Source organism: Pseudonocardia sp. P-1 (genome assembly GCF_058111925.1).
Map to the genome: position 1 here is coordinate 3,186,987 of NZ_CM176614.1, position 12,052 is coordinate 3,199,038.

At 73.2% G+C, this 12,052-nt stretch carries 11 protein-coding genes; 6 read left to right on the forward strand and 5 right to left on the reverse strand.

What is annotated here, in order from left to right:
- The first annotated feature begins 67 nt into the window (after positions 1 to 67).
- The 5 genes from AC0GKK_RS15645 (at position 68) to AC0GKK_RS15665 (ending at position 5,610) form a co-directional block, all read left to right on the forward strand.
- On the forward strand, positions 68 to 559 hold the full coding sequence (locus tag AC0GKK_RS15645; RefSeq protein WP_145983423.1) for a Jag family protein: 492 nt from the start codon (positions 68 to 70) through the stop codon (positions 557 to 559).
- Positions 556 to 1,230 (forward strand): 16S rRNA (guanine(527)-N(7))-methyltransferase RsmG, encoded by a 675-nt coding sequence (gene rsmG, locus AC0GKK_RS15650; RefSeq protein ID WP_062399027.1) that lies wholly within the window; start codon positions 556 to 558, stop codon positions 1,228 to 1,230. The genes AC0GKK_RS15645 and rsmG overlap by 4 nt, the downstream gene beginning before the upstream one ends.
- A gap of 70 nt (positions 1,231 to 1,300) precedes the next feature.
- Positions 1,301 to 2,194: a ParA family protein gene (locus AC0GKK_RS15655; RefSeq protein ID WP_489881956.1), complete on the forward strand. Its 894-nt coding sequence runs from the start codon at positions 1,301 to 1,303 to the stop codon at positions 2,192 to 2,194.
- 1 nt (position 2,195) lies between these two features.
- Positions 2,196 to 3,167 carry a ParB/RepB/Spo0J family partition protein gene (locus tag AC0GKK_RS15660; RefSeq protein ID WP_073573705.1) on the forward strand — a complete coding sequence of 324 codons (972 nt, stop codon included), beginning with the start codon at positions 2,196 to 2,198 and terminating at the stop codon, positions 3,165 to 3,167.
- A 1,522-nt stretch (positions 3,168 to 4,689) separates the two neighbouring features.
- Entirely contained in the window at positions 4,690 to 5,610 is a 921-nt protein-coding gene (locus AC0GKK_RS15665; RefSeq protein ID WP_405420732.1) for an aminoglycoside phosphotransferase/kinase family protein, read from the forward strand.
- A 46-nt stretch (positions 5,611 to 5,656) separates the two neighbouring features.
- Here the strand turns inward: AC0GKK_RS15665 and AC0GKK_RS15670 are convergent, their stop codons facing one another.
- Positions 5,657 to 6,607, reverse strand: a complete 951-nt coding sequence (locus AC0GKK_RS15670) for a D-alanine--D-alanine ligase family protein (protein ID WP_062399020.1) — start codon at positions 6,605 to 6,607, stop codon at positions 5,657 to 5,659.
- A gap of 89 nt (positions 6,608 to 6,696) precedes the next feature.
- Positions 6,697 to 8,067, reverse strand: coding sequence for an aminotransferase-like domain-containing protein (locus AC0GKK_RS15675; RefSeq protein WP_224401045.1), 1,371 nt, complete (start codon positions 8,065 to 8,067; stop codon positions 6,697 to 6,699).
- A gap of 272 nt (positions 8,068 to 8,339) precedes the next feature.
- Here AC0GKK_RS15675 and AC0GKK_RS15680 point away from each other — a divergent pair, with 272 nt between their 5' ends.
- The gene (locus AC0GKK_RS15680; RefSeq protein WP_224401046.1) at positions 8,340 to 9,029 is read left to right on the forward strand and encodes a GNAT family N-acetyltransferase; all 690 of its coding nucleotides are present in this window, start codon (positions 8,340 to 8,342) and stop codon (positions 9,027 to 9,029) included.
- A gap of 86 nt (positions 9,030 to 9,115) precedes the next feature.
- Here AC0GKK_RS15680 and AC0GKK_RS15685 read toward each other — a convergent pair whose 3' ends face one another.
- From AC0GKK_RS15685 to trxB, 3 genes are all read right to left on the reverse strand, one after another.
- Positions 9,116 to 10,276 carry an N-acetylmuramoyl-L-alanine amidase gene (locus tag AC0GKK_RS15685; RefSeq protein WP_073573702.1) on the reverse strand — a complete coding sequence of 387 codons (1,161 nt, stop codon included), beginning with the start codon at positions 10,274 to 10,276 and terminating at the stop codon, positions 9,116 to 9,118.
- 202 nt (positions 10,277 to 10,478) lie between these two features.
- Positions 10,479 to 10,805 carry a thioredoxin gene (trxA, locus tag AC0GKK_RS15690; RefSeq protein ID WP_020622767.1) on the reverse strand — a complete coding sequence of 109 codons (327 nt, stop codon included), beginning with the start codon at positions 10,803 to 10,805 and terminating at the stop codon, positions 10,479 to 10,481.
- 50 nt (positions 10,806 to 10,855) lie between these two features.
- The gene (gene trxB, locus AC0GKK_RS15695; protein WP_062399016.1) at positions 10,856 to 11,869 is read right to left on the reverse strand and encodes a thioredoxin-disulfide reductase; all 1,014 of its coding nucleotides are present in this window, start codon (positions 11,867 to 11,869) and stop codon (positions 10,856 to 10,858) included.
- Between the last annotated feature and the right edge of the window lie 183 nt (positions 11,870 to 12,052).

Below are 12,052 nucleotides of genomic sequence, written 5' to 3' on the forward strand. Positions count from 1 at the left end.
CGCGAACCGTTGACGAGAGGAGTTGCGCGTGCCCACCACCGCCAAGGAGCCCGCCGAGGGTCCGGACGTGCAGGACAAGCCGTCCGGCGAGAGCCTGCTGATCCAGGAGGGCGACGTCGCAGGTGACTACCTGGAGCGCCTGCTGGACATCCTGGACTACGACGGCGACATCGACCTCGACGTCGAGGGCGGCCGCGCCATCGTCAGCATCGAGGGCGCCGAGGACGACGCCGACCTGCAGAAGCTCGTCGGCGACAAGGGCTCGGTGCTGGAGAGCCTGCAGGAGCTGGCCCGCCTGGCCGTCCAGCAGCAGCTGGGCAGCCGCAGCCGGCTGATGCTCGACATCGCGGGGTGGCGTCGGCACCGCCGCGACGAGCTCACCGAGCTCGGCCTGGAGACCGCCCAGGAGGTCAAGGCCAGCGGCGAGTCCGCGCGGCTGCGCCCGATGACGCCGTTCGAGCGCAAGGTCGTGCACGACGCCGTCGCCACCGTGAAGGGCGTCGTCTCCGAGAGCGAGGGCGAGGAGCCGCGTCGCCAGGTCGTGGTCCACAAGAAGTGACCACCTCCCCCATCCCGACCCCGGAGGTCGCGGAGAAGGTCTTCGGCGACCGGACCGGGCTGGCCGTCCGCTACGTCGAGCACCTCGCGACCTCCGGGATCGAGCGCGGGCTGATCGGCCCGCGCGAGCGGGACCGGCTGTGGGACCGGCACGTGCTGAACTGCGCGGTCCTCGGCGAGGTCGTGCCCGCCGACGCCCGGGTCGCCGACGTCGGCTCCGGCGCCGGGCTCCCCGGGATCCCGCTCGCCCTGGCCCGGCCGGACCTGCGGATCGTGCTGATCGAGCCGCTGGCCCGCCGGGTGGAGTGGCTGGACGAGGTGCTGGGCGACCTCGGCCTGGACATCGTCGTCGAACGGGGGCGTGCCGAGGAGAAGCCCGTTCTGCGACGATGGGAGGGGGCCGACGTCGTCACCGCCCGGGCCGTCGGACCGCTGGCCCGGCTCGCGGGCATCTGCCTGCCGCTGCTGCGGCAGGGGGGTGCGATGCTGGTGCTGAAGGGCGCCTCCGCCCCGGACGAGATCGCCCGCGACGCCGCGGCGGTCCGTGCGCTCGGAGGGGGCGAGCCCCGGATCCACGAGACCGGAGCCGGTGTGGTCGATCCGCTGACCACGGTGGTCGAGATCCCGCGGACCGGCGCGCCCCGCCGCAACCGGAGGAAGGAACGGCGATGATGGGTGCCGGAGCGCCGTTTCACGTGAAACACCGACCGGGCACGAACCGTCCAGGAAGCGAGGGTCGCGCATGAGTGCCGGATGGACCCCCATCGCGGACGAGGCCGAGCGGGCCGCACGCGTCCTGCACCCCGACCGGCACGGCATGCCCCGCCCGGCCGCGCGCCGTGTCATGGGCGTCGCGAACCAGAAGGGCGGGGTCGGGAAGACGACCAGCACGGTCAACCTCGCCGCGGGCCTGGCCCTGCACGGCATCCGGGTGCTGGTGATCGACCTCGACCCGCAGGGCAACGCGTCCACCGCACTCGGCGTCGAGCACCGCACCGGCACGCCGTCGGTGTACGAGGTGATGCTCGGCGAGATCCCCCTCCAGGAGGCCGTCGCGGTCAGCACCGCGTCGCCGAACCTGCTCTGCCTGCCCGCCACGATCGACCTGGCCGGCGCCGAGATCGAGCTCGTCAGCATGGTCGCCCGGGAGTCCCGGCTGGCCCAGGCGCTGAACGACGAGACGCTGGCCCGGCTCGACGTCGACTACGTGCTCATCGACTGCCCGCCGTCGCTGGGGCTGCTGACGGTCAACGCGCTCGTCGCGGCGTCCGAGGTGCTCATCCCGATCCAGTGCGAGTACTACGCGCTGGAGGGGCTCGGGCAGCTGCTGTCCAACATCGACCTCGTCCGGTCGCACCTGAACACCTCGCTGCACGTGTCGACCATCCTGCTGACCATGTACGACGGCCGCACCAAGCTCGCCGACCAGGTCACCTCCGAGGTCCGCCAGCACTTCGGTCCGACGGCGCTGCGCACGGTCATCCCGCGCAGCGTGAAGGTCTCCGAGGCCCCCGGCTACAGCCAGACCGTGCTCGCCTATGACCCCGGCTCCCGCGGTGCGATGAGCTACATCGACGCGGCCCGGGAGATCGCCGAGCACGGGGCGAGCGGCGCCTACCGCCCGGACGGTCGCTGAGATGGCCGAGCGCAAGGGTGGACTGGGCCGCGGTCTCGCCGCGCTCATCCCCACCGGCCCGTCGGAGTCCGGTGACCGGCCCGGGAACAACGGGCCCGGCGCACCCCTGCACCGCCCGGCTCCGGCCGTCCGGCGCGACGACCACGAGCCCGAGACCCCGGTCGTCGACGGCGGCGCGGAGTACCGCGAGATCCCGCTGCGGCGGATCGTGCCCAACCCCAAGCAGCCGCGGACCCAGTTCGACGACGACCAGCTCGCCGAGCTGGAGCACTCGATCCGCGAGTTCGGGCTGCTGCAGCCGATCGTGGTCCGCCGGGCCGGTGTCGACTACGAGCTGATCATGGGCGAGCGCCGCTGGCGCGCGGCCCAGCGCGCCGGGCTGGAGACGCTGCCCGCGATCGTCCGGCACACCGCCGACGACGTGATGCTCCGCGACGCGCTCCTGGAGAACATCCACCGCGTCCAGCTCAACCCCCTCGAGGAGGCTGCCGCCTACGAGCAGCTGCTCGCCGAGTTCGGCGTCACCCACTCCGAGCTCGCCGACCGGCTCGGCCGCAGCCGGCCCGTCGTCACCAACATGATCCGGCTGCTGAAGCTGCCGGTGTCGGTGCAGCGCCGGGTCGCCGCCGGTGTGCTGTCGGCCGGGCACGCGCGCGCCCTGCTCGGTCTCGAGGACGCCGGGCAGCAGGAGGATCTCGCCACCCGCATCGTCGCGGAGGGCATGTCGGTCCGCGCGACCGAGGAGGCCGTCGTGCTGGCGCGGCACTCGGGACCTCCGCAGGAACGCCGGGTCCGCCGTCGCGGCGATCAGCGCCCCGAGTTCGTCGAGCGCGCCGACCGGCTGGCCGACATGTTCGACACCCGGGTGAAGGTCGAGATGGGTCAGCGCAAGGGCCGCATCGTCGTCGAGTTCGGATCGGTGGAGGACCTCGACCGGATCACCGGGCTGATGGGGATCAGCGAGCGCGACTGACCGGACACCGTTCGCCTTCCCCGACGGCCGTCGTCCCCGTGGACGGCGGCCGTCGGTCTGTCCGGGCACCGGGGCGGCGGCGTGGTGTGAGGCGCTGGACGACTTCTGAGGGCGCCCTGAGACGGCCTCTGGGACGTCCGACGGGTGCTGGGTTGATGGGGAGGCCGGGGTGGGTCTCAGGAGTCGTGTGGGACCACTGAGCCGCCGGGCGTGCCCGATTGGTCGCTTTTCCCGGCTTCTGGGCGGTCGCCCAGGTGTGCGCCGCCCGGAACACGCCTGATCAGTCGTACGTATGTCTGAGCTCGATGCATCCATGGTGGTCATGCGTGGTCCGGATCGTGGTGAGTCCAGGGCGAGGGTCGTACGGAGTGCCGGGCTCGGTCGGTGAGCGGGACGGGGCGTCCGCCCCGGGGTTGCGTGGTTCGTGCGCGGCTGGGGTCCGCGGCTCTCTCCGGCGGTCTCGGTACGGCATGTGATCTGGTCCGCGGCGGGGCGGCGGCGATGTTTCACGTGGAACAGCGACGGAGGCCGTGGCAGCCTCCGGTAGCGCGTCGGGCTCGGTCTCGTGAGGGGGTGGCCCGCGGACGCCGCAGCCCCGGGGTGGTCCGCCCACGCTGCGGGACCTGCCGCGTCGCGATTCCGTACGCGCCGCACGGGCACGGCGACCGGGGCGAGGTCTCGTCCCGCCGAGGGTGGCCTGGGCGGTGCGGACGTCGTCGCCCGGCGGGACGGAGGAGCTCGTCGCCGCGTACCGGGTGCGGGCGACGCCGATCCGTGCGCCTCCGCGGCGCAGGGGGCTCGTCGGCCCGAGGTGGCAGCCGGACGCACCGGTGGGATCGCCGCACCTCGGCGTTCCCGGTGGAGCCCGGCCGGTGTCGCCGTCCGGCGACCGTGCCGGGGGACGGCCGGCCCGGATGCGCCGAGCCGGTGGGCGGCGGCCGGCATCCGGGACGACCGCGCGTGCTGCGGCGTGGACGCCGGCCACCACGTCCGGCCCGCAGGCCCCGGGTCCAGCGATGCCCGGACCGCCGGCGCCCGGCCCAGGAGTGCTCACCCGGGAGTGCCCGGCCCGGGAGCGCGCGGCGGCCTGCGAGGCCGGTGTCCGCGCCGGCGCCATCGCGGGCAAGTGCTCGGCGCGGGAGTGCTCGGCCCGTCGGCACGGTTCCGGACGCGGAACCGCGCGTGGACCGGACGGTGCGGGATCGGGCAGGACGGAAGCGGACAGGGCGGAAGCGGGCAGGACGGGATCGGGCAGGACGGGATCGGGCAGGGCGGGATCGGGCAGGGCGGGACCGCCCCAGACGGAACGGGCAGACGGAACCGGGGCAGGGCGGGATCGGGCCGGACGGTGCGGGATCGTACGGCGCAGGGTGGGATCGGACCGGCCGATGCAGCAGGGCGGGGCGACCCACTGCGGCAGACTCGGGCGCACACCGAGCGGCTACGACCCCGCCCGCCCGATCCGCCCGGCGTCGCGTGCGTGTGTTTCACGTGGAACACCCCGATGCCCCAGGATGGCCCGGTGCTCACCGACGCCGAGCTCGCCGCTCGCACCCACCGCGCCGTCGACACCGCGGTGTCCGCCGCGCGGGACCACGGCTACCGCCCCGGCACACCCCGCGTCCTGCACGACCTGTTCTCGGTCGTCGTCGCACTGGAGCCGGAGCCGGTCGTGGTGCGGGTCCCCACCGTCCTCCCGCCCGGCCTCGATCCGGCGGGACAGGCGGAGCAGCAGCGGCGCGAGATCGCGGTCTGCCGGTGGCTGTCGGACGCCGGGCACCCCGTGGTCCGGCCCGCACACCCGGAGCGACCCGTCGCCGCCGGGGACCTGTCCCTCACCTTCTGGGAGCGCCTGACCGTCGTCCCGGACGGCCCGCCCGACGCCGGTGCGAGCGGCGCGACGCTCGCTCGGCTGCACACCGCGCTACGACCGTGTCCGGTCGAGCTGGACTGGATGCACCCACTCGACGACTCCGTCACGGCGATGCTCGACGCGCTGCGGCACGACACCACCCACGTCTCCCCCACCGACCGCGACCGCGCGCTGCGGGAGTGGGCGACGATCCTCCCGGTGCTCGGCGACGAGGCGGGCTGCGCCGACCGGTTCCCCGGCACACGCCCGCAGCCGGTGCACGGGGACTCGCCGGCGTACAACGTCCTGCGGACCCCGGACGGTCCGTACGACGCCGACCTCGAGCACGTCTGCGTCGGACCGGTCGAGTGGGACCTGACCTTCGCCGGCCCGGAGGTCGTCGTCGCCTACGAGCGGGCGGCCGACCGTCCCGTCGACGCCGAGCTGCTCGCCCTCTGCGAGGCGGCCCGGCTGGTGCAGCTCGTCGCCTGCTTCGCGATGGTCCCGCAGCAGCCGGGTCTCGGGGACGGGATGAGCCCGCTCCTGGAGCTGTGGCGGGCCTCCGAACCCTGCGGCGGCGTGCTCGGCTGATGTTCCACGTGGAACCACACCGCTGTGGTTCCACGTGGAACACCGCTCAGCCCTGCCGGGCCGCCGCGCGCTCGACGAGCGCCAGGTAGACCGTCGCGAGGTCGGAACCGTCCGCGGCCACGGCGGTCGGGAGCAGCGAGGTGTCGGTCAGGCCCGGCGACACGTTCATCTCCAGGACGTGCACGTGACCGTCGGCGTCGACGATCGCGTCGGTGCGCGACACGTCGCGCATCCCCAGCAGCCGGTGTGCGGCCAGGGCGGTGTCGGCCAGCGCGTCCAGCACGTCCGACGGCAGCCGCGCCGGGCAGTGGAACGTGGCCGCACCGGGTGTGTAGCGGGACGTGTAGTCGTAGAACCCGGACGGCACCTCCACCTCCACCGGCGGCAGCGCGCGGGGCTCCTCGCCGTCGTGGACGACCGACACCGCGACCTCGGTCCCGGCGACGAACCGCTCGACGAGCACCGTCTCGGCGTAGGCGAAGCAGCTGACCATCGCGGCCGGCAGGTCCGCCGCGTTCCGGACCACCTGCACACCGAGCGCCGAGCCGCCCTGGTCCGGCTTCAGCACCAGCGGCAGCCCCAGGCGCTCGACGATCGCACCGAGCACGCCCTGCGCTCCCAGCTCACGGAAGGTCGAGTGCGGCAGCGCGACCCAGTCCGGCGTCGACAGACCCGCACGGACGAGCTCGGTCTTCACACTCGGCTTGTCCCACGCCCGCCGGCACGCCCCGGACGGGGTCCCGACGAACGGGATGCCCAGCAGCTCCAGCACCTGCTGCACGGCGCCGTTCTCCCCCTCGCCCCCGTGCAGCGCGACGGCGACCGCGTCCGGCCGGTCGGTCGACAGCCGCTCCAACAGGCGCGCGTCGACGTCCCACTCGCGGACGTCGACACCGTTCGCGCGCAGCGCACCCGCCAGTCGACGACCGGATCGCAGGGACACCTCACGCTCGTGGGACAGGCCTCCGGCCAGCACGGCCACCGTTCGATCGCTCACGCGGGCATTCTGCGCCATGAACGGGAACGCCCCGGACCGGGAGCCGGTCCGGGGCGTTCCACGTGAAACATCGCCGTCGTCGGACGGCGTCAGGTCGTGTCCGGCGACGGGCTCTGGGTGCCCCGGGTCAGCTCGGGGCGGACCGGTGTCCCGAACGTCCGCACGACCTCCATCTCGGCCTCCAGCACCGCCGCCAGCCGCCGCACGCCCTCGGTGATGCGCTCGGGCGTCGGGAAGCAGAACGACAGCCGCAGCTGCCGGCTGCCGAACCCGTCGGCGTAGAAGCCGGTGCCGGACGCGTACGCGACCCGCGCGGTGACCGCACGGGGCAGCATCGCCTTCGTGTCGACGCCCTCCGGCACGGTCAGCCACACGAAGAACCCGCCGTCGGGGACGTTCCAGGTGCAGCCCTCGGGCAGGTACGTCTCCAGCGCGGCGAGCATCGCGTCGCGGCGCTCGCGGTAGTTCTCGCTGAACGTCTTGATCTGGCTGCGCCAGTCGTGGTGCGACAGGTAGCGCGACACCAGCATCTGCGTGAACGACGGCGGGCACAGCGTCGCCGACTCCGCGGCCAGCACCAACCGGTCCCGCACCAGCGGCGGTACCAGCGCCCAGCCCACCCGCAGCCCGGACGCGAACGTCTTCGAGAACGACCCCAGGTACAGCACGTCCGGGTCGTACGAACGCAGCGCCGGGTGCACCTCGCCGTCGAAACCGAGCATCCCGTAGGGGTTGTCCTCGACGACCATCACGCCGTAGCGCCGGCACAGCTCCAGGATCCGCGGGCGCCGCTCGTGCGCCAGCGTCACGCCGGCCGGGTTGTGGAAGTTCGGGATCGTGTACAGGAACTTCGGGACGATCCCCTGCCGCGCCAGCGACTCCAGCGCCTCGTGCAGCAGCTCCGGGACCAGCCCGTGCTCGTCCATCGCGACGTGCACGACCCGCGCCTGGTAGGCGGCGAAGCTGCCCAGCGCGCCGACGTAGGACGGTCCCTCGGCCAGGACGACGTCGCCCGGGTCGACGAAGATCCGGGTCAGCAGGTCGAGGGCCATCTGCGAGCCGACGGTGACGACGACGTCGTTCGGGTCGGCCTCGATGCCCTCCTCCCGCATGACCTCGCAGATCTGCTCCCGCAGCTGTGGTACACCCTGCGCGGAGCCGTACTGCAGCGCGGACATGCCGTCCACGTCGACGAGCTCGGCCACCTCGCGGGCGAGGGACTGCAGCGGCAGCGCCGCCAGGTTCGGCATGCCACCGGCCAGCGAGACGACCTCGGGACGGCTCGCGACGGCGAACAGCGCCCGGATCTCCGACGCCGTCATCCCGGCGGTGCGGGTCGCGAAGCGCTCGGTGGGGGCGAGCGGGACCACGGCCCCCTCCCCTGCCGCCGCTGCCTGCGCGGCCGCCGCGGCCGCGGAACGGCGGACGTCGGGCTGCTGCGGGCGGTCGGGCAGGGTCATCGCATGCTCCTCTGCGAGGGGAAAAGGCTCGCCGAGTGTAACCGCGACGGGTGATCGGCCCGCCCTTCGTCGTGACGTTCGTACCGGTGGGCCTTCTCGGGGTGACGGGATCGCGAGAATCCACCTAGTCTCGGGCTGCGCGGGGTCACCGGACCCGGGGGCGGCCAGGGGGGACGGTTGCTCCGGCGCCGGGGTCGGGACCACGCCCCGGACGGGCCGGCCGCGCAGCAGCGCGTGCATCGCGCGACGACGACATCCGGAGGTCGGATTCCGTGTCCTGGCACGTTGCCGCGCTCAACCTCGACAACCTCGGCGATCTGCCGAAGCGGTGTCGCAACTGCGTCTACTGGGAGCTCTCACCCCAGCTCGCCGACCAGGCCGAGGGGTACGGCACGACCGACCTGGAGAAGGAGGCCTGGCTGTCGGAGGTGCTCCTCGAGTGGGGCTCCTGCGGCCGGGTCGTCTACGTCGGCGGTGCCCCCGCGGGGTACGTGCTGTTCGCGCCGCCGGCGTCGGTCCCCCGTGCCACCGAGATGCCGACCGGACCGGTCAGCGCCGACGCCGTCCTGCTGACCACGATGCAGGTGGCCCCGGAGTTCGCCGGCGAGGGACTGGGCCGGGCGCTCGCCCAGGCCGTCGTGAAGGACCTGACCCGGCGCGGGGTGAAGGCCGTGGAGGCGTTCGGCGACGCGCGTCCCGGCACCGAGTCCGACTGCGTCGTCCCGGCGGACTTCCTCCGCTCGGTCGGTTTCAAGACCGTCCGCCCGCACCACCGCTGGCCGCGGCTGCGGATGGAGCTGCGCTCGGGGCTGGAGTGGAAGTCCGACGTGGAAGCCGCGCTCGAACAGCTGTTCAACACGGTGACCATCCCGATGCAGACCGCGGCGCCGCGCCCGACGGCGACACCGGCCCGCGCGGGGTCCTGCCAGCTGTCGTTCGTGCCGCCCGCAGGGACGATCTGAGGGCGCTCTGAGCGGGCCGTGGACGGCCTCGGTGGCCCGGCCCCGGGTGAGGGGGCCGGGCGGGGTGCTGCGGGTCGTGACGGGCCTCAGACGGCCCGGATCTCGTCCCTCGCGTACTCGCGGGCCAGCACGTCGTTGAAGGTGAACGTGCCGGTGGGCTGGTCGTCCTGCCCGAGCAGGTACAGCCGCTTGACGGCGACGAGGATGCCCTCGGCGACGACGTCGCGGAAGCCCGGGTCGAGCAGCTTGCGACGGTCCCCGAGGTGGGTCAGGTACCCGACCTCGACGCGGACGGCCGGCATCCGGGTCCGTCGCACGAGCTCCCAGGTGCACGTCTGGCTGCGGCAGTCGAGCATCGAGGTCCGGGTGAGCAGCTCGCGCTGGATCAGCCCGGCGAGCGCCTCGCCGACGTTCGACGTGGTGCCCGACCCGTTGCCGAAGTAGTAGGTCGCCAGACCCTGCGCGTGCGGGCTGAAGCTCGCGTCGGTGTGCAGCGACACGACCATGTCGGCGCCGACGTCGTTGGCGAACTGCGCGCGCTCGGTGTCCGGCGGGTTGCCGTTCTCCGGCCGGGAGAGCAGAGCCTCCATGCCGGTGGCCGACATGCGGCCGACGACCCGGCGGGCGAGGTCCCACATCAGGTCGGCCTCGGTGACGCCGCCGACGTCGACACCGCGGTCGTGACCGCCGTGTCCCGGGTCGATGACGATGCGCTTGCCGCGCATCCGCGGGCCCGCCCGGCGCAGCAGCTCCTGCTCGCGCATGAGGTGCGGACGCCCGCCGGTGACCTTCCGGCCGAGCTGGCGCAGCGCGCGCAGCGTCTCCGGGCCGCAGACACCGTCGGGGGTCATGCCGTAGTCACGCTGGAAGCGGATCAGGGCCTGCTCGGTCTGCTGGTCGAACAACCCGCTCGGCCGGCCCGGGTTGTACCCGAGCTCGAGCAGGCGTTCCTGCAGGTGGGCGACGTCGTCGCCGGTGGTGGGGGTGGAGAGCGTGAACGACAGCATCCGGTCGCCCAGGCTCCAGCCCGCCTCCCGCAGCGCGCGGGCGGTGTCCGGGCCGACGATGCCGTCGGTGATCAGGCCACGGCCCTGCTGGAACATGCGGACGGCGCGGTCCACGCCGTCGTCGAACATGTCCTGGGCGCGCGAGCCCGGCGGAACCGCCGGGAGCAGACCGAGCTGTCCCAGCGTCGTCCGGATCTCGCGTACGGCCGGACCGCAGTCCCCGCGCCGGAGCAGCTGCATGCACCCCTCGCTCGCAGTCGTGAGGCGCCGTGCGACGCCCGTGATCGGTCGGTTTCGCCCGGTGACCGGACGCGTGCCGGACTCATTGTGCCCTGCCCCGCCCCCGGAGGAGTGCAGCGGGGCGGATACGCGCGTGTCCCGGTTGTGATCAACCGGGACACGCAGCGTTATCTCCGTGCACTATGCAGCGCACGGACAGTGATCAGATGTGGTCGGCGAGATCGGCGAGCAGTGCCGCCTTCGGCTTCGCGCCCACGATCTGCTTCACCGGCTTGCCGCCGGAGAACAGGATCATCGTCGGGACCGACATGACCTGGTAGTCGCGGGCGACCTCCGGGTTTGCGTCGATGTCGAGCTTGGCGACGGTCAGCTTCTCGGAGTTCTCGCCGGCGATCTCGTCGAGCACCGGGGCGACCATCTTGCACGGGCCGCACCAGGTGGCCCAGAAGTCGACCAGGACGGGCTTGTCGCTCTTCAGGACGTCTTGGTCGAACGAGCTGCTGGTGACGTCGACGGTGTTGTTGCCCATGGGGTTCTCCTTCGGTCGCGGATGCGGGTCTGTCGGGTGCCGGTGGGCGGTCAGTGCGCGGCGTCGGCGACGGCGGCCGCCGGGGCGGTCTCCTCCGAGCCGTAGCCGCCACCGGCCATCTCGGAGCCGACCTCGTGGCCGGCCAGCCAGCGCTCGGCGTCGATCGCGGCCGAGCAGCCGGAGCCCGCGGCGGTGATCGCCTGGCGGTAGGTGTGGTCGACGAGGTCGCCACAGGCGAAGACGCCCGGGACGTTCGTGTAGGTGGTACGTCCGTCCACCTGCACGTAGCCCTCGTCGTCGACGTCGACCTGGCCCGCCACCAGCGCGCTGCGCGGGTCGTGGCCGATCGCGACGAACATGCCGGTGACGTCGAGCGTGCTGGTCTCACCGGTCACGGTGTCGCGCAGCTGCAGCTGCTTCACCGAGCCCTCGCCGGTCACCTCGGTGACCTCGGAGTTGGTGCGCCAGCGCATCTTCGGGTCGTTCTGCGCCCGCTCGTACATGATCTTCGAGGCGCGGAACTCGTCGCGACGGTGGATGACCGTGACGGTCTCGGCGAAGCGGGTGAGGAACGTGGCCTCCTCCATCGCCGAGTCGCCGCCGCCGATGACGGCGATGTTCTGGTCCCGGAAGAAGAAGCCGTCGCAGGTGGCGCACGAGCTGACGCCGCGGCCGAGGAGCTCCTGCTCGCCGGGGACGTGCAGGTAGCGCGGGGCGGCACCCATCGCGAGGATCACGGCGCGGGCCCGGAAGGTCTCCTTGCCGACCCGCACCTCCTTGACGTCGCCGTCGAGCTTCACCTCGTCGACGTCCTGCGGGCGCAGGTCGGCGCCGAAGCGCTCCGCCTGGCCCCGCATCTGCTGCATGAGCTCGGGGCCCATGATCCCCTCGGTGAAGCCCGGGTAGTTCTCCACCTCGGTCGTGGTCATCAGGGCGCCGCCGAACTGGCTGCCCTCGAACACGAGCGGGGCGAGCTGGGCCCGCGCGGCGTACACCGCAGCGGTGTAGCCAGCCGGCCCGGACCCGATGATGATCAGGTTGTGCACCGTGTCGTCGGTGGTCACCGGTACCGATCCCTCCTGGCGCGCCCGGGCGACGGGCGCGATGACGGGCCTGCTGGTGCCGGCCCGGGTGGCCGGCTCCTGCGTCGTGGCTGCCGTATGGCTCGAACGCGATCCTAGACAGGGGCATTCCCGCTCGTCGGTGCCGTCGGACGTGGGCCGCGTGATCCGGGCGTCGCCGGTGCC

Excerpts from the sequence above, each read along its gene's own strand:
- AC0GKK_RS15655 (WP_489881956.1), top strand. The coding sequence starts at position 1,301 with ATGAGTGCCGGATGGACCCCCATCGCGGACGAGGCCGAGCGGGCCGCA.
- AC0GKK_RS15660 (WP_073573705.1), top strand. The coding sequence starts at position 2,196 with ATGGCCGAGCGCAAGGGTGGACTGGGCCGCGGTCTCGCCGCGCTCATC.
- AC0GKK_RS15675 (WP_224401045.1), bottom strand. The coding sequence starts at position 8,067 with ATGACCCTGCCCGACCGCCCGCAGCAGCCCGACGTCCGCCGTTCCGCG.
- AC0GKK_RS15685 (WP_073573702.1), bottom strand. The coding sequence starts at position 10,276 with ATGCAGCTGCTCCGGCGCGGGGACTGCGGTCCGGCCGTACGCGAGATC.
- trxA (WP_020622767.1), bottom strand. The coding sequence starts at position 10,805 with ATGGGCAACAACACCGTCGACGTCACCAGCAGCTCGTTCGACCAAGAC.